General features: G+C 53.6%; 13 protein-coding genes. 7 read left to right on the top strand and 6 right to left on the bottom strand.

Features of this window, described 5'->3' with window-relative positions:
* The first annotated feature begins 72 nt into the window (after positions 1–72).
* The 6 genes from ABD931_RS13625 (at position 73) to ABD931_RS13600 (ending at position 8,096) form a co-directional block, all read left to right on the top strand.
* The gene (locus tag ABD931_RS13625; protein WP_345267976.1) at positions 73–1,632 is read left to right on the top strand and encodes a type I restriction-modification system subunit M; all 1,560 of its coding nucleotides are present in this window, start codon (positions 73–75) and stop codon (positions 1,630–1,632) included.
* 17 nt (positions 1,633–1,649) lie between these two features.
* Complete coding sequence (locus tag ABD931_RS13620) at positions 1,650–2,510, top strand: RNA/DNA-binding domain-containing protein (protein ID WP_345267974.1); 861 nt, start codon at positions 1,650–1,652, stop codon at positions 2,508–2,510.
* Positions 2,507–3,694, top strand: a complete 1,188-nt coding sequence (locus ABD931_RS13615; protein ID WP_345267971.1) for a restriction endonuclease subunit S — start codon at positions 2,507–2,509, stop codon at positions 3,692–3,694. Before ABD931_RS13620 ends, ABD931_RS13615 begins: the two co-directional genes overlap by 4 nt.
* 101 nt (positions 3,695–3,795) lie before the next feature.
* Complete coding sequence (locus ABD931_RS13610; RefSeq protein ID WP_345267969.1) at positions 3,796–4,302, top strand: hypothetical protein; 507 nt, start codon at positions 3,796–3,798, stop codon at positions 4,300–4,302.
* Between the two features lie 23 nt (positions 4,303–4,325).
* Positions 4,326–4,613, top strand: coding sequence for a helix-turn-helix domain-containing protein (locus ABD931_RS13605; protein WP_345267967.1), 288 nt, complete (start codon positions 4,326–4,328; stop codon positions 4,611–4,613).
* Between the two features lie 99 nt (positions 4,614–4,712).
* Positions 4,713–8,096, top strand: a complete 3,384-nt coding sequence (locus tag ABD931_RS13600) for a DEAD/DEAH box helicase family protein (protein WP_345267965.1) — start codon at positions 4,713–4,715, stop codon at positions 8,094–8,096.
* Positions 8,097–8,127: 31 nt separating this feature from the next.
* Here ABD931_RS13600 and ABD931_RS13595 read toward each other — a convergent pair whose 3' ends face one another.
* Positions 8,128–11,955 (bottom strand): PVC-type heme-binding CxxCH protein, encoded by a 3,828-nt coding sequence (locus ABD931_RS13595; protein WP_345267963.1) that lies wholly within the window; start codon positions 11,953–11,955, stop codon positions 8,128–8,130.
* 169 nt (positions 11,956–12,124) lie between these two features.
* Here ABD931_RS13595 and gldA point away from each other — a divergent pair, with 169 nt between their 5' ends.
* Entirely contained in the window at positions 12,125–13,048 is a 924-nt protein-coding gene (gldA, locus tag ABD931_RS13590; RefSeq protein WP_345267961.1) for a gliding motility-associated ABC transporter ATP-binding subunit GldA, read from the top strand.
* Between the two features lie 202 nt (positions 13,049–13,250).
* Here gldA and ABD931_RS13585 read toward each other — a convergent pair whose 3' ends face one another.
* The 5 genes from ABD931_RS13585 to ABD931_RS13565 form a co-directional block, all read right to left on the bottom strand.
* Complete coding sequence (locus tag ABD931_RS13585) at positions 13,251–13,784, bottom strand: DUF4136 domain-containing protein (RefSeq protein WP_345267958.1); 534 nt, start codon at positions 13,782–13,784, stop codon at positions 13,251–13,253.
* Between the two features lie 124 nt (positions 13,785–13,908).
* On the bottom strand, positions 13,909–14,937 hold the full coding sequence (gene aroB / locus ABD931_RS13580; RefSeq protein WP_345267956.1) for a 3-dehydroquinate synthase: 1,029 nt from the start codon (positions 14,935–14,937) through the stop codon (positions 13,909–13,911).
* Between the two features lie 152 nt (positions 14,938–15,089).
* Positions 15,090–16,232 (bottom strand): pyridoxal phosphate-dependent aminotransferase, encoded by a 1,143-nt coding sequence (locus ABD931_RS13575; protein ID WP_345267954.1) that lies wholly within the window; start codon positions 16,230–16,232, stop codon positions 15,090–15,092.
* Positions 16,233–16,325: 93 nt separating this feature from the next.
* Positions 16,326–16,802 carry a hypothetical protein gene (locus ABD931_RS13570; RefSeq protein WP_345267952.1) on the bottom strand — a complete coding sequence of 159 codons (477 nt, stop codon included), beginning with the start codon at positions 16,800–16,802 and terminating at the stop codon, positions 16,326–16,328.
* 36 nt (positions 16,803–16,838) lie between these two features.
* The gene (locus tag ABD931_RS13565) at positions 16,839–18,305 is read right to left on the bottom strand and encodes a SusD/RagB family nutrient-binding outer membrane lipoprotein (RefSeq protein ID WP_345267950.1); all 1,467 of its coding nucleotides are present in this window, start codon (positions 18,303–18,305) and stop codon (positions 16,839–16,841) included.
* Between the last annotated feature and the right edge of the window lie 30 nt (positions 18,306–18,335).

The raw sequence follows: 18,335 nt of genomic DNA, 5'->3' as shown, positions 1-18,335 counted from the left end.
TATTTTAGCAGATTTGTTGCTTTGGTTTTCTGACTTCATGCGCAATCGCAACCACGTTTAACCTTTCTCTGTATGCTCACCGGCGATCTTCGCTCCAAAATTGATAGAGTCTGGGAGGCCTTCTGGACAGGCGGCATCTCAAATCCCATCCTGGTTATTGAACAAATTACCTACCTGCTATTCCTGCGCCGGCTCGATGAACTGCAAACGGCAAAGGAACAACAGGCAAACTTTACCGGTGAGCCTATAGAGTCGCCGATCTATCAGCCCGGTCAGTACGATTTGCGCTGGAGCCGCTTCAAGGATAAGGACCCGAATGAGTTGTACCGGCTCTTTACCATGCCGGATGGTGCGTTTGCATTCATGCGCAACCTGGCCGAGGAGTCGGCGTTTAGCCGGTTCATGAAGGGAGCAACGTTTATGATTCCGACGCCCCGGCTGCTGGGTCAGGTGGTCGAGCTGCTCGATAAAATCCCGATGAAGGACCGCGACACTAAGGGAGATGTGTATGAATACCTGCTCTCCAAGATTGCAACGGCGGGCCAGAACGGGCAGTTTCGTACGCCCCGACACATCATTAAAATGATGGTGGCGCTGATGGGACCAACACCCGACGACGTGATCTGCGACCCCTCGGCCGGCTCGGCGGGTTTCCTGGTCACGGCGGGTGAATACGTTGGGCAGGTACACCGGCAGGCCTTGATGAAACCGGCTGTACAGGACCACTACCGCCGACAGATGCTGATGGGTATGGAGTTCGACCCGACCATGATCCGAATTGGGGCTATGAACCTGCTGCTGCACGGCATCGAAACAGAGCGACTTATGGACGTTGATGCTCTCAGCACGGCCAACGCCAACTTTGAAGACGAGGCTACCCTGGTGCTGGCAAACCCACCGTTTAAAGGCTCGTTAGATGCCGACCACGTACTGCCCGACCTCATCCGGACGGTACAGACTAAAAAGACGGAGCTGCTATTCCTGGCGTTGATTCTGCGCGGGCTGAAGTCGGGCGGCCGGGCGGCCGTAATTGTGCCCGATGGCGTACTGTTTGGTACCAGTAAAGCACACCGGCAGATTCGGCGGGAGATTGTTGAGCATCATCGGTTGCAGGCGGTAATCTCTATGCCTTCGGGGGTGTTCAAGCCGTATGCGGGGGTGAGTACGGCCGTGCTGGTGTTTACCAAAACCGGAACGGGCGGTACCGATCAGGTCTGGTTTTACGATATGCGGGCCGATGGCTATAGCCTCGACGATAAGCGGCAGAAAACCGGTGCAGATTTTGAGAAGTTTGCCGAACTTGATACACTGATTGAGCAACTGAAAACGGGTGAAGTTACCAGTGAGTCGCTGAAAAACGATATACCGGATATTGTCTATCGCTGGCGGCACCTGGATGCAGAAGCCGACCGTGTCCGCACCGATCAGAGCTTTCTGGTACCCGTTGACGACATTCGGGCCAATGCCTATGACCTCAGCATAAACCGCTACAAGGAAGTGGTCTATGCCCAAAAGCAATATGATACACCGGATGTTATTCTGAAGCGTATCAAAGCCCTCGATGCTCAGCGGCAGGCCGATTTGCTGGCGCTGGAAGAAATGCTTCAACCGGCTGGTGTGGCTGTTTCTTAACTAATCCGTATCTATCTATGCCGAGACATCAGCTTGCCGACCTATTGCAGCAAGGGGAAGGTATTCAGTTGGAGTTTAAAAGCGCTGCCCAGGGACTGCCTCGTAATGCTATTGAGACAGTGGCCGCTTTCCTGAATCGGGAAGGGGGGACCTTGCTGCTGGGTATTGCTGACAACGGCACGGTAGAAGGATTAGAACTTGAAAAAGCCAACCAACTTTGCAAAGACCTGGTGGCTTTAGCCAATAACCCAAATAATCTACACAGCGCCCATGTGGCTCGCCTGGTTATTGAGCCGACAGAGGTGGTACTCGAAAATGCCAACCGCTCCTACCATAGCGGCCCTATCGATCCAAACAACTTCACCCCTTATCCTAAAAACCCGAACATTGCTAATGTCTTTCGGGAAATTGGCTTGATGGATCGGCTGGGCTCAGGCGTGCGTAATGTGACCCAATACATACCACATTATGCACAGGGTACGGTGCAATTTATTGAAGGCGATATTTTCCGGACAATTGTGCCGGTGCCGGTTTACCAGACGGTTATTGAACCCGCAGGTGTCGTCAGAGCCGATGTCCCTGTAAATGTCCCTGATTACCCTGTAAATTTCCCTGTAAATTTCCCTGTAACAGCTCCCATACGCCGACGCCTGGTGAAAATTCTGTATGATGTGCAGTTTGGTTTTCGGCGAACCGCAGCCGATTGGGCCAGGGAGCTTGACGTAACGGAGCGTACCGTTAAGAATGACCTGAAAACGCTGCGTGATGCTGACCTGATCGTATTTGAAGGGGCTGATAAAACCGGCCAGTATATGCTGACAGAAGCAGGGCGAAGCTTACTACAACAAACAATTACAAAGGACTCGAAAATACAATGACCAAAACTATTAAGCTGGGTGAAGTCATAGAATCCCCTATTTCTGGTGAATGGGGAGAAGAGGGAAGTCGCGTGAAAGTTTTACGTTCAACAAACTTCACAAATGAAGGTTATCTAGACCTTTCAGACGTAGTTACCCGTAATATTCCGGAGAAGAAAATACAACAAAAAAAGCTTAAGCCTGGTGATATAATAATAGAAAAATCAGGTGGGAGTCCAAATCAACCTGTGGGCCGAGTTGTATACTTTGATGTAGCAGATGAAGACTACTTGTTCAGCAACTTCACATCTGTTATCCGGCCCAAAAACGGGGTGTTCCCACGTTTTCTGTTCTGGTTTCTCTTTGGAAACCATTTAAATAAGCAGACGCTGAATTATCAGAATAAAACAACCGGTATTATAAATCTTCAGCTCCAACGCTATATTGAAGAAACAAACCTACTTATCCCCCCCCTCCCCGAACAACGCCGGATTGCCGCCCTGCTCGACCGGGCCGATGCCCTGCGTCAGAAAGACCGCCAACTGCTGACCTACTATGATGAACTGGCCCAAAGCGTGTTTCTGGATATGTTTGGTGACCCGGTGACGAATGAGAAGGAGTGGGAGGTAAGCGACCTAGGCAATATGATCCAAGACGGGCCTAAAAACGGATTGTATAAACCTTCTTCTGCTTATGGCTCTGGAACGCCGATTTTGCGAATTGATTCGTTTTATAATGGTCAAATCGTAGACATCGGTTCTTTAAAAAGAGTAGCGGCAACAAGCAGTGAACTTGCTCAATACCTAATTGAAGAAAATGATATTGTTATAAACCGCGTGAACAGTAGAAGTCATTTAGGTAAAAGTGCATTAATACCGAGATTAGCAGAACCAACGCTATTTGAATCCAATATGATGCGAGTAAAATTCAAGAGCGCATTACATCCTGTTTATACAATATACATCCTAAACTCTACATATGTAAAAAATCAAATATTAGGTAGAGCTAAAGACGCTGTTAATCAATCAAGTATTAACCAGGATGATATAAGATCGTTTGAGATTCCGATCCCCCCCCTCTCTCTTCAACAACAATTTGCCTCAATCATCGAAAATATCGAGCACCAGAAAGTGGCAGTCCGGCAGCAAATGGCCGAAAGTGAAGCGCTGTTTGGGCGGTTGTTGCAGGAAAGTTTTGGCGGGTGATGGTGCACGTTACCAGTCATTCAAAGAACCTTTCGCTCAAAATTTTACTTATAAGTAAAATAACACCTAAACTTGCTTTACCTTTGTACTAGAAATTTTCTGTGAAACTTGTTGAGAAGTTTGAGATTATTGAGTTAGAGGAGTTTACCGGAAACGGAGCCGCTATCTACAGCATTGCCTTAGGTGATGACGAAGAAACACTCTTTGACCGGTTCGTTAAAGAAAACGAAAATACATATCCAGATGAGATAAACTCTATAGTTGAGCGACTAAAAGCTATCGCCCGTCTGGGGGCCCGTCCTGGCTACTTTAAAGATAAGGAAGGCAGGCTAGGAATGGGCGACGGCATTGAAGCACTCTACGATGAACCAAATTCGAACCTAAGGTTATACTGCATACGGTATGGAACGATTGCCATTATTCTAGGCGGTGGCGGGTTCAAATCAAAAGAGATACGTGCATTTCAGGAAGACGCCAAACTTACGGAAGAAAATTACCTACTGCGCACTATATCAATCCGGATAAACAAAGCTATCAAAGAAGGAGTAATCCAATGGGACGGCAACTGTCTGACCGGTGATTTATTGATTGATGACACTGACGCGTAGCTTTACAGCAGTTAAAATACCTCATGGAACGTAAAAAAAGAAACCGGGGGGCAGCCTTACAACGAGTAATGGAACGCATTACCCCTGAATCGTATGCCAGCACCTATAAGCAAATGGCTATTGCGGCCCGCATTGCTGATGCCCTGGAAGCCAAAGGATGGAGCAAGAGCGAATTTGCGGCCCGTATGAATCAGCAACCCTCTATTGTAACACGCTGGCTGAGTGGTACGCACAACTTTACTATCGATACCCTATCTGCTATAGAAGAGACGCTAGGCGTTCAATTGCTGATTACAGCCCCAACTCATTAGATTTGGCTATAATGACCTCTTCCCGGATCTTACCTAATCCATAAACGAGTGGAGATTGCATAAGGATACTATAAAAAGGTAAATCCACAGCGTTATGCTATGACCTCTAACTTTTACTTCCTCCAGACGGATCATCCTGCCACTTATGAAACGGCTCAGAAGGCCGAGCAGTATGCGCATATAGAGCCGGAGATGGCCTTGATTTACGCCCGCAAGGCACTGGAGCAGTTGGTCCACTGGCAGTATGCCAATGATCCCCGGCTAACGCCCCACCTGCCGGCCGATATGAAGGAGCAAACCCTAAACAACCTGTTAAAGCATCCGGCCTTCAAAAATATGCTGTCGGCCGATCTGCACCGGCAACTGCACCTGCTGAAGAACAGCGGCAACAAAGCCGCCCACGACGCGCAAACTCAGTTTAGTTCGGGCGATTCGGTCCCCATGCTGAAGGTGCTGTTCGGCTACACCACCCTGTTCGACAAACTCTACATCCGCACAAGTGGCCTGCCGGTCGATTTTGATGAAGACTTGCTGCCTACGCAGCGGAGGTACCTGACCGCCGATGAACGCGAGGAATTTCAGCAGCTACTTCGCGAGCAGCAGGAGGCTATTCAGGTCAACCAGCAATTACTATCCGCTCAGGCGGCCGAGATTGAGCAGTTGCGGGCGCAGTTGGAGCAGCGTAACCAGCCGCTACGCACCTACACGGGGGTACTCACCGAGCAGGAAACCCGCGAGCTATACATAAACCGGCTGCTGCGTGAAGCCGGCTGGCGACTGGCCACCAAACCTGGCCCCCGTAAACCGAACGAGAACGGCACCCTGGAAGAGGTATTATCACCAGCCGACCGGGCCGATTACGTACTGTGGGGAGAAGACGGGCTACCATTGGCCGTTGTCGAAGCCAAGCGCACCAGCCGGGATGCCGATGAGGGCCGGGCGCAGGCGGTCCGGTACGCCGATGCGCTTGAAAAACGCTTTGGCCGGCGTCCATTGCTATACTATACCAACGGTTTCACCACCCACGTCTGGGATGATACCCGTTACCCACCCCGACCGGTCCAGGGCTTTCATAAACCTGATGAAATGGAGCGGCTTATTGCCCGTCGTACTACGGCACTCCCAATTATAAACCAGAAGGTTAATGTGTCTATTGCTGATCGTTACTACCAGCGGCTGGCTATCTCGGCCGTTGGCGAACACGTTGGCGCGGGATTCCGTAAAGCCCTGCTGGTCATGGCTACCGGTAGCGGCAAGACCCGCACAGCCGCTGCTCTGGTTGACGTACTGTTCAGGGCCGGCTGGGCAAAGCGCGTGTTGTTTCTGGCCGATCGGCGCACGCTGGTTCGCCAGTCCTGCGACAGCTTTGGCCGCTATGTACCCCACCTGACCGGTGTAAACCTGCTCAAGGAAGACGATATAAGCGGAGCGCATATTGTCTTTTCGACTTATCAGACCATTCTGAACCGGATTGATGCGCTTTGGAACGGAGAGCAACGTACCCTCGGCGTTGGATATTTTGATCTGGTCATTATAGATGAAGCTCACCGGAGTATCTATAAAAAGTACGGTGCCATCTTCGCGTATTTTGATGCCCTGCTGGTGGGCCTGACGGCTACTCCCAAAGACGAAACCGACCGCGACACCTACGCGTTCTTTGACCTGCCTCAGCACGAACCCACCTTTGATTATCCATTAGGCAAGGCCGTAGATGATGGGTACCTGCGGCCGTACAAGGGTATAGCCGTGCCGCTGAAATTTCCGCGTCAGGGTATACGGTACGATGAGTTGTCGGCCGAAGAGAAAGAGGAGTACGAAGAAACCTTTGGCGATGAGGATGGCAACATTCCCGATAGCTTTGATCCGGATGAGTTAAATCGCTGGCTCTTTAACCAGGATACTATTGATAAGGTATTGGTGTACCTCATGGAGCGCGGGCTAAAGGTTGAAGGGGGCGATCGGCTCGGCAAAACCATTGTGTTCGCCAAAAATCACGAACACGCCAAGTACATCGTGCAGCGGTTCGATAGCCTGTTTCCAAAATATCGCGGGCAGTTCTGTAAGCTGATCGACTACTCCGTTGGGGCTGATGAGGCCGAGACGCTGATCAATACGTTTTCAGACCCTAAAAAGAATGACTTCCAGATTGCTGTATCGGTCGATATGCTCGATACCGGGGTAGACATTCCCGAAGTTGTCAACCTGGTCTTTTTTAAACGGGTCCTTTCCAAAGCTAAGTTCTGGCAGATGATCGGCCGGGGTACCCGGCTTCGCCCTGACCTGTTCGGTCCTGAACAGCATAAGGAGTTCTTCTACATATTCGACTTCTGCGACAATTTCACCTTCTTCAGCCAACCGCTGGATGAGCTGGACCCGGCCGTTCCGCCTAGCTTAAGCGAGCAGATTTTCAAAACCCGGCTACGGCTGGCCATAGCACTGCCCACCGACGGTGACGCTGAGCTATTGGCATATCGTACTGAACTGTTGCAAACGCTCCATGGCCAGGTGCAGGCGCTTGACGAGGATTCGTTCCTGGTGCGCAAAGCCTGGGAGATGGTCAGCCGCTATAAAGACGCCGGCCGCTGGCGGGCCTTAGACGATGCGGATGTGCAAAATCTCTCCAAGCACATAGCTCCGCTTATCAACGATGAACGGAGTGACGAAGCCGCCCGCCGATTCGACCTATTGGTACTACAAAACCAACTGGCTCGTTTGACTAACCAGCCTAAGCAGGTTGCCTCGTTAACCAGTCGAATCCAGCGGACGGCCAAAGGGCTGCAAAAAAAAGGGGGCGTTCCACAAGTAGCCCAGCAAATGGACCTTATTGATAATTTGGCCGGTCAGGATTTCTGGTCGGGTGTGCGTATACCGCAGTTAGAGCCTGTTCGCTTACATATTCGCAGCTTGGTGAGGCACATTGATAAAGAGACCCGCCCACTAATCTATACCAATTTTACCGACGTGTTTGACGGTGAGGAAAAAGTTCATGAACACTTAGTAGGTTATACCAGCAGCGAAGCCTACCGGGACCGTATGGAGCGCATCATCCGTAAAAACATCAACCACCTGACCATTCGTAAGCTGCGGGCCAACACGCCAATAACGGAAAGCGAATTAAGTGAGTTCGAGCGGATGCTGGTTGACGAAGCTGGTATCGAGTCAAAAGATCAACTCAAAGGGATATTAGGAGAGCGGCCGTTAGGTGAGTTTGTTCGTAGCATTGTAGGGCTGGACATAACAGTCGCCAAAGCCGCTTTTGCCTCCTTTACCGAAAATATCCCTTTAAACGTCGTCCAGCAGACCTTTATCAACACGCTGATCGATTACCTGGCCGAGAACGGTGTCATTGAACCCAAAGTCCTGTTCAGACCCCCATTTACCGACATTGACAGCGGGGGAGTCGTCAGCGTTTTCAACGATAAGTCAAATGAGCTGCTCGACCTTATCAGAGACATTAATCAGAATGCCAGAGCTATCGGATAAACGAGTACAGACGTAACCTGAAACCTCAAACTCATTTCCTTGCCTGCTTCACCGGCTCTGTCGTCCGCAGAAAAGACACCAGATCCAGCACCTCCGCATCCGTCAGGCTGTCGAACAGCCCGGAAGGCATCAGCGAAACCGGCGTTACCTCCCGCGACTGAATAGCTGCTTTACTCAGTACCACCGGGTCCTGCCCTACCACGCGCATGGTCACCTGCCGCTCGTTTTCGCCGATGACGTTGCCGGAGTAGGTCCGGCCGTCGCGGGTGGTTATGACTACCATCTTGTAATCGTCCTGAATATCTCCACTCGGGTTTAGTACATTGAAGAGCAGGTAATCCAGGTTGGCGCGGTTGGAGCCGGTGAGGTCAGGGCCGATGATCCCGCCTTCGCCGTACATCTTATGGCAGCTTCCGCAGGTGCGCTGAAAGACGGAATGGCCTTTTACAGGATCAGCACCGCTCACGGCTTTGGCGGTCAGCAGACGCTGGTATTTGGCATAGGCCCGCTCATCGGTGCCCGACTGCTCAATGGGGCCGTATACCTCCACAAAGCCGCTGCCCACTACCCGCAACAGTTGCCGCGCCACATAGGGCGGCACATCCCGCTTGGGGATATCGTTGTTCTTCAGCGACTGGGTCAGCATCCAGCCGTAGCGCGGCCGCGACGAGAGGGTCTGCACCGCCTGAAGTTTCTCGGCAGCCGTAAAGTCTTTGTACCGGGATAGCAAGAGCTTACCCAGCGATTCGCTATCGAAGGCGGCAATGGACCGGATGGCATCGACGCGCAGCGCCGGATCGCTGAGCAGTGCGGGCAGTTCGCTGGCGAGTTCCTGCCATTTGCGGTTGGTCACCAGTTGCAGGGCCTGCCGACGTTGTTCGAGGGGCGCATTTTTGTCCTTCAGCGTGGTCATGGCTTTCTGCACAGCCTCGGTATCGCCGAACCGCTGCGCCAGATCCGTAGCCAGTTGGGCAGTGCGGCCATTGCCATTTTTCAGTTTGGCATAAACCGCAGCCCAGTTAGCCGGCGCTTTCAGATCGTAGCGGCCTTCCATACCGTCGCGCATACCTTCCAGCATGGCCGTCTGCATCTTCGGGGCTTTATCCAGCGCGGCCACCAGCACGTCCATCGCATCGGCATCCACGGCCCGGCGGGCGGTAAAGTTGGCGATCATGGGAATGTCACACCGACCGGCCAGTTCCAGCGCCCGCGCCGGATTCACCTTCACCAGCGGTTCCATCCCGAACCAGAGCATTTTGGGCAGGTTGTGATCTTCTGCATCTTCTTTGTGCATGGCCAGTTGCTCGCTCAGTTGCCAGGCCGCAGTCGGGTCAACGCGCTGTAGGGCCGACGCCAGGTAGAGCCGCACTACCGGCGAGGGATCGTCCTTAGCCATCCGGGTGAAAGCAGCCACGGCTTCTGCCGACGGCGCCTTGTCTTCGCACAGCAGTTGAATGGCCCAGGCACGTACGTATTCGTCTTTATCGCTTAATGACTTGAACAGGTCCGTCGGCGTAAAGCCCCCTGTTACATGCAGCGCCCACATGGCCCGCAGCCGCCAGTCCGGGTTGGCATTGGTCTGGAAAATGGCACGAAGCTGCTCATGCGTTTTCCTGGCGAGTTTACCTTTCACCGCCCGGTTTTGCAGGATAGTCCGCGCCCGGCGGGCATGCCAGTCGCTGGGGTTGGTCTGGAGTGCCACCAGTTGCTGGTCGGTCATTTTGGTGAGGTCGTCGTAGCGGCCTTTCCAGTTCCCGGCCAGGGATTGTTTCGGCGTAATTCGGAAGATACGGCCGGTTTCGCCGTTGACCACCTCATTCCCGCAGATGTCGGCATCGTGCCAGTCCAGCACATACAACCCACCATCCGGACCAACCTCCATGCTGAAGCCAACCCACTGCGCGTTGTTCGCCATCATGAAATCATCGCCGTGGTGGCCCACAAAACCGGAGCCTTTACGCTCCAGAATATCCGACAGCACACCGTGTTCGTGGATATTGGCCATGAAAATACGGCCCTGCTGCTCCTTCGGAAAGGCATCCGACTGGTACACTCTGGCTCCGCCATGCGCCGAGCGGTGCCGGTGATCGGCAATGGTCTTGATGTCGTTATACACGTATGGGTTGAAATGCTGCCCGCCCTGCCGGTGGTAGATACCGCCCGGAATCACGTGCCAGAGATGGGGAATGACGCAGGCACTCATCAGCAACTGCCCTTTCGAATCGTAGTCGATACCCCAGGGGTTGCTGAAGCCGTGCGCGACCACCTCGAACCGGTCTTTGGTGGGGTGATACCGCCAGACGCCCCCGTTGATATCGACTCCCTCGCCGGTCAGAATATTCTCCGGGAACGGGTCCTTGTGCCGGTACAGCTTGCCTTTGCCTTTGGGCTTGCTTACTTTGGAGGGCGTAGCAAACCCCTGCAAACCATACAGCCAACCATCGGGGCCCCAGTGCAGGCTGTTCAGCGTTTCGTGCCGGTCACGAATACCCCAACCGGTGAGCCGAACTTCAATATCGTCCATATCGGCTTTGTCGTCGCCGTTTTTGTCCGGCACAAAGAGCAGGTTTGGCGGAGCACCCAGAAAAAGACCGTCGAAGCCTACGGCAATGGCGGCCGGAAAAGCAATGCCCTCCATGAATACTTTTTTGCTGTCGGCTTTGCCATCGTGGTCGGTATCTTCCAGAATTAGAATGCGGCTGTTACCGGCATTGGAGAACCCGCGCCCGCGTGATTCATAATCGCGGTTTTCGGCGATCCACAGCCGGCCCCGGTCATCCCAGCAAAAGGCCATCGGCTGCGTCATCATCGGCTCCGATGCCCAGACATTCACCTGATAACCGTCTTTTACCGTCATGTTCGCCACAGCCTCTGCCGGCGACAGGAACTTGGCCGACCGGCCTTCCTGCTGGGCAATACCCCACAGGGCGTAGGTCGAGTTCTGGCCGCTAAACCTACTCCAGGTTTCGGTCAGCTCCACATCGTTAAGGGTGCCGGTATAGACCACCAACTGGTGTTTAATGACTTCGGTATCCCCTTTTTTGATGGTCCAGTCGGCCATACGCGCCCGCGCCGGTCCAATGCCCAACTGCCCATCGACCCGCCAGTACTGCGGATAGCCTTTGTTGTCCGGATGATCGAAAATGGCAATATGGGCCAGATCGTTGCGGCCCTCCACCTGCATGCCCACATCGACCCACATAGCGCGTTGCCCTTCGGCTTTTTCGTTACGCTGTCGGGCGGCATTGATCACTTCGCCGTTTATCCCCTCTTTCCACGGCATCCGCAGAAACAGCCCGCCGTAGTCGTATTTGCCAATGGTAACGTCGGTCTTTGCTTCGCCCGCCCATTCCAGGTCCAGCAGGTATGTACCGTTCTGCGCCCGCATCGACCACGTCTGGGTTTCGGTCAAAACAGCATTGCCTTTGTCATCGAACAGGTCGTACACGGTCTGCCATTTCACCTCCGGTCCTGATGCCTGCAATACCTTAGCCGATACCCTACGCCAGTGGCTGCCCTGGGGGTTGTGGAAATAATCGCGGCCGTTGACCCGGGTAAAACCCCAGTACAGGCCGGTCTGGTGCTTGTGGTGCCCCGGACTGTATTCGGTCAGAAGGCCCTTGCCGTCGGGAGCCACAATGGGGTGCAGATACGGCCGGAAATCGGCTTTGGCGTTCTGGGTGACGATCGGCTCGTTGCCCCCCTGCCGGAAAACAGCGATGGTACCGGCCTGCTCATTCTGTCTGATGAGTAACAGGCTGTCGGCGGCAACGGGAACCGTGTATTGCCCGGGTTTCAGGCTTATCCAGCTAATACTGATCAGCATCAGGCTGGCGAACAGAAGCAAGGGCCTCAGCATACTATTTTACAGGAGAAAGGGTTTAAAGGCGGACTGTATATCGTAAAGACAGCAAGTAACGCTTCCTATCTATCAGAGTCAATAGCGTAGGGAGTTTACCCGACGTGCGTTGGCTAACTATGGGGCAAAATGGCTACCTTTGCCGCGTCAACCCAAGTCGAGGTTCTGTATGTCGATTCGCGTCGAGCAACTTACCAAACAATACGGCAGCAGCGGTCAGCGCGCCATCGATCAGATTTCCTTCTCGGTAAAGCCCGGCGAGATTGTCGGCTTCCTGGGCCCCAATGGCGCCGGCAAGTCTACTACGATGAAGATCGTCACTGGCTACCTCCCTCCTACGGCAGGCACCATCGAGGTCAACGGCTTTGATGTGCGCACCGCCCCGATGGCCGTACGCCGGAGCGTGGGGTACCTGCCCGAGCACAATCCGCTCTACCTCGACATGTACATCAAAGAGTACCTGCGTTTCGCCGGTTCCCTGCACGGCCTATCGGGTAATGCCCTGACCAGCCGCATTGCCGGCATGATCGAGCTTGTAGGCCTGGAGCGGGAGCAGTCCAAGCGCATCGGCCAACTATCCAAAGGCTATCGCCAGCGTGTAGGCCTGGCGCAGGCCCTGCTTCACAATCCGCCTGTACTTATTCTGGATGAACCCACCACCGGCCTCGACCCTAACCAGCTGACCGAGATCCGGGAAGTAATCCGGCAGGCGGGCAAAGACAAAACCGTTCTGTTCTCCACTCACATCATGCAGGAGGTAGAAGCCGTCTGCGACCGGGTTATCATCATCAACCGGGGGCGTATCGTCGCCGACGGGCCACTGAGCGAGCTACGCGCCACCGCCGACGATAAAACCACGGTTGTTGCGGAGTTTGAGCAGGACCTGGCGCAACCGGAACTACTGGCCGCTCTGCCGGGTGTTGAACAGGTGCTGCCATTGGGGCAGGGTCGTTACCGGCTGGTAGCCCAGCGGCAGGCCGATCTTCGGGCTGCCGTATTCCGGCTGGCGGCCGATAAAGGCCTGACGCTGGTCGGCCTGAAACAGCAGGAAAGCTCGCTGGAGGGCATTTTCCGGGAGCTTACGCAAGGGTAAACAGCCGGCTGTCTGGCTGAGCCGACGACAAAAAGAGGACTTGGCAGCATTACAGACGAAAGGAATAGATAGTGGGTAAGCTTGTTCAGGTAAATTTATCAGGCTATGAAGAATTTACCTGAACAGTTGAAAGGAGAAGCAAGAAAAAAGCCGGCCCAGAGCCGGCTGAATAAGTAGAAGTTTCTGTGCGGTGGTGGAATCGCTATTTCTGCGAAGCCATAAGGGGATATTGGTCAAAAATAGAACGGACAATTCCTTTAAAGTAATTGTTCTTGAAGTTTTGGTTTCGAAGCATCTTGGAGGCATAGCCTTTCCAGATCACCTGATACGTCTCTGCATCAATCAGAGAAATCATCAGCGTGCCTTCGTCCAGGTTGTAGTCAATCCGTTTGTACGTAGCATCATCATCCTCGCGCACAACCCAATCTTTAATGACCGGTTGCTGATACCCCCGGAAGCGCAGGTCGCTCCGGAAAATATTGTAAGAGATGAGCAGATTAGGGTTTCGGTTACTCACCCGGTAGCCACGGGCTTCCATCTGATGCCGGATGGCATCCTGAATGTCGGAGCACAGCAGTGTGGAGTCGACGTATTCGCACTCCAGAAAGTTAAACGATTTGTAATCTTTGAAATGCCCTTCGTAGCTGTAATCGTGCTCCACAAACAATTTTCCGGGCATACAACCAACCATACTGACGACCGCCAGCACAACAAGAACGCCAACCAGTTTTTTCATAATAGACTTGTAACAGTTAAGATGGACTAAAAAGCGACTTTTGGTGAAATGTATGACTTTTCGAATCAAACTCAGTGTTGTAAGCCTTTGTTTAGCGTTCTGACTGTCAGGGACAACAATTTAGTTAACCCCGATAATAATCGAGCGCCTGGCGCATCTCGGCCCTGGTAACCGGTATGTCAAAAGCGCAGCGGCCGGGTCCGTCCAGCAGCGCCATGCGTACCTGTTTTCCCTGGTTCTTCTTGTCCTGCAGGGTCAGCGCCACGATGGGTTCAACGTCGGCCCCGGTCAGGTTTACTTTTCCATATACGGAAAAAATGTACTCTTCGATTTCCGCCAGCAAGGTAGCGTCAATCATTTTCTTCTGATGGGCCAGAAAGGCCTCTGTTACCATACCCACCGCAATCGCTTCGCCATGCAGTAACCGCTTTCTGGGTTGCGCCAGAAAATAAGTTTCCACGGCATGACCCAGCGTATGGCCAAAATTCAAAATTTTCCGCAATCCTTTCTCGGTAGGGTCCTGTTCCACCACCCGCTGCTTCACGGCTACCGAATGAGCGACCAGTTCGGATAGGTTCTGCTCGGTCAGATCGCGCCGGCGAATTTCGTCCCACTTCGCGGCATCGGCAATCAGGCAGTGCTTGATTACCTCCGCAAAACCCGACCGTAACTCGCGTTCCGGTAGGGTCTGAAGGAATACGGGATCGATGAGAACCGTTTCGGGCAGTTTGAAGACACCAATATGGTTTTTAAATCCGTGAAAGTCAATACCCAATTTACCGCCAACACTAGCATCGACCTGCGCCAGCAGGGTAGTCGGGATCTGCGCAAACGCAATACCGCGCTTGTAGGTAGCCGCACAAAAACCGCCCATATCGCCGATTACGCCCCCGCCCAGGTTCAAAAGCAACCCGTGGCGGTCAAAATTAGCGTTGGTGAGTGCCTCCCAGATCGTTTCGCAGGTATGCAGGTGCTTGTATTCTTCTCCTGCTTTAATGCGAATGATGGTGTGTTTCGACAGCCAGTTTTTTACTAAAGGGTAACAAAATTTTTGAGTGTGGTAATCAACCAGAACGGCAACCGCAGAAAACTGATGCTTTTCGAGAAATTCAGGTAGCGTTTCGGCAATGGGCGCAATACGGACGTCGGACATAGCGGGCGAGTTAATTTCCCCGCAAAGGTAAGAGAGTCAATAGTCGTTAGTCGATAGTCAATAGTAAAAATTGGGGTAGTCAATAGTCGTTAGTAAAACCGGCGAAGCCACTAACGACTATCGACTATTAACTAACGACTATTGACTAAAAATTAACTCACCACTTTCAACGCATCGGCAAACGCCTTCATCTGGTCCATCGTACCGAGGCTGACGCGGCACCAGTACTGGCCGTCGAACTTCCACTGCCGCACGCTTACGCCCTGCTCCATCATCTTACCGATAAAGGCATCGCCTTTCATGCGGATCGGAAACAGCACAAAATTGGTGCCCGACGGCAGGTAGGTGTACCCGTTCTGCTTCAGGGTAGCGTACAGGAATTCACGGGCTTCCAGGCCTTTACCCAACGAAAACTTAATAAACTCCTCATCCTTGTAGCAGGCCAGAGCCGCCCGGATGGTGGTCATGCTCAGTTCGCCGGGCCCGCCCCCCCACTTCATGATGGCGGCCAGCGTTTCAGGCTTACCCACCAGATAGCCCATGCGCAGACCGGCCATGCCGTAGATCTTGGAAAAAGTCCGGGCCACCAGCACGTCCTGTCCTTTCTTTACATTGTCGATAACCGAGTACTTGACCGGGTCACTCGTGTAGTGGATATAAGCCTCATCGACAAATACCGGCTTTTTGGCCGATACCCGCTCGACAAACGCCCGGAGCTGCACCGGATCGATGGTCACGCCCGTCGGGTTGTTGGGGTTGCAGACATACACCAGGCTGGTTTTGTCGGAAACGCGCTTCTCCATCTCCGCCAGGTCATGGTCGTAGCTGCCGCCGGTGAGGGGTACCTTTTCCCAGCCGGCCCCGTGAGCCACCGCCGCCCGCATGAGTTGCTCATAGGTAGGGTCGGCCGACAGAATGGCCCCGCCGGGCTGTTTGTAGGTGTAGTAGAGGGCGGCCGCCGTCAGCAGCGAGCCCGAACCGGCACTCAGCAGAATGTGACTTTCGGGAACACCCTCCTGGGCAGCAATCATCTTCTTCAACTCACCGGCATACTGGAACGGGTACAAAAAGCCTTCCGACGACGCTTCGGCAATGGCTTTGATGGCTTTGGGCGAGGGTCCATACGGGTTCTCGTTGGCCGACAGCCGGGCTTTCAGGCCTGCTTTGGGTGCCAGAGCCGGTACAGCGGTGGCGGCCTCATCGAGCCAGGGTTCACAATACGCAGCCGGAGCGGTCACCAGACCGGTTCCCATGAGCATACTGGCCCGCAGCCAGTCACGACGATTTAGATTCATTGGGTATGTTGGGGTTTGACGTTTGAGGTTTAAGGTTTGAGGTTTGACGTTTGAATTGTCGAAGCAACCTCAAACGTCAAACCTCAAACGATTTTAATTGACTGCCTGCACCCGCGACAGGCGGGAAAAGGCCTGGCCTTTGTGTGCGCCGGTCCAGGTGAGTGATACCGATAAACCGGCTTTCGGATCAGCTATGCCCAGTTCTGCCCAGGTTTTGGTCAGGCTGGCTTTGCCTTTGGCATCCGTCTTGAGTTCGCCCAGGGCCGTGCCGTCGCGTTTGGTCAGTTTGATGGATAGCGACGTTACCGGAATAGAATCAATGCCCACTTTGTTGTTCAGGATACCGCTTTTGTCGAGTTCATAGATCCGGACACCCAGCGTAACCGGACCGGACACTTTCTGCGACACCACCGGCTCGGCAACGGTGCCACCGCCATCGCCTACGGCATTGTCGATCACGACCAGTACCGGAGCCGCCACCCGATCCACAAACGGATCTACTTTCTTCTCACAGCCCGCCAGCAGTCCTCCCGCCAGCAAGCCCAAAATCAATGTCTTATATCTCTTCATAGCCATTCATCGTTCATCATTAATCATTCCTCCTTACTACTTCTCCACCCACCACAGCTTACTCTTCATATCATCCGCTCCACCCAGCAGGCCAATACCTTCTTTCAGTTTCACTTCGTTCAGCGAATACTCCGAGTTAGGGTATTTCAGGCGGGTTGGCAGCACACCATCGTTGGCAAATACGGCGCGGGGGTCTTTGGCCGGCAGCACCGGCAAACCGGTACGGCGGTACTCCGTCCAGGCTTCAATGGCCTGCCCGAACAAGGCGATCCATTTCTGCTCCATTACCTTTTCTTTGGTGACAGTCCCGATCCGGGTCAGGTATCCATCCGGAACTTTCAGCCCGTACTGGTCAAAAGAGGCTGTGATGCCCCGCTCAAAAAACGTCTGTGCGTTGCCGGTAATATCACCGTCTACGGCCGCTTCTGCCAGAATCAGGTTCAGTTCGGCAAAGGTCATGATCACGCTCGGCGCGGTTGCCTGGGTGAAGTAGTTACCCAGGACCGAACTGGTGCCCAGGAAGGTGGTTGCTACGGCATCGGGCAGCCCGTTGGGATGACCCAGGTATTTGCCGTCTTTGTTCGGGTTGGCGTACACCGTGATCCGGGTATCGCCCAGCGCGTTCAGCTTATCGGCCAGGGTGCTGCTGATGTTCCAGTCGGTCCGGCCGTCCTGGATCATCACCTGATGCCACTCGTTGTTGCTCGGCAGTACGGTTGAGTTGACCAGAGACGCGTTATCGGCATTACTGGTGAAGATGGGGTATTTTACCGGGTCGCCCAGGATTTCGGCCATGATGGCTTTAGACTCCGCCGGTTTCTTCACCGCCTGCCGGTTGGCGAGCCGCAGCCGCAGCGAGTTGGCAAACCGCTTCCACCGCAGGATATTGCCGTTGTACAAAATGTCGCCGGCAATGGCGGGGCCGGTCGTGCTCAGTTTTTCGTTGGCGACCTTCAGGTCGTTCAGCAGCCCGGCATACACTTTATCCATCGAATCGTAGGCCGGTACATAGTTAGGGGTATCGGTAGTTCCCTTCAGGGATTCGGTGTACGGTATGGGGCCGTACACATCCGTCAGCAGCGAAAACACCCAGGAGCGCATGACCAGTGCCACGCCCTCGTAGTTTGCGTTCTCGAACTTGCCACCTGGTCCGGCCAGGTTGATGATCCGCTGGTAGTTGACCTGGCTGTCGTTGAAAAAGGCCCGCCAGTTGTTGTTGTAAAAACCCACCGACACTTCGTAGTTATCGCCCTCATTGGAATAGATGTTGCGGGTCAGGTACTGCATCCAGCACATGGCGCCGTCGAGGTTGAGCCGCTCAAAGCGGGTCCGGACGCCCCAGTACCGGTCGATAGACGTTTCGAGGGCGTACGGCAACAGGTATTGCGGACTGATGGACGTCGGACTGTTGGGGTCGACGTTCATCTTGTCGAAATCTTTAGTACAGGCTCCGGCCAGGGTCAGCAGAACCACCAGGAGCGCAGATATATTTATCTTCTTCATAGACGGATTCGTTTCGTTAGCGGTGACGGA

The organism is Nibrella viscosa (assembly GCF_039541875.1).
Taxonomy (GTDB): domain Bacteria; phylum Bacteroidota; class Bacteroidia; order Cytophagales; family Spirosomataceae; genus Nibrella; species Nibrella viscosa.
The sequence above is the reverse complement of the archived record's forward strand: the minus strand, read 5'-3'. Positions and strand labels throughout refer to the sequence as shown.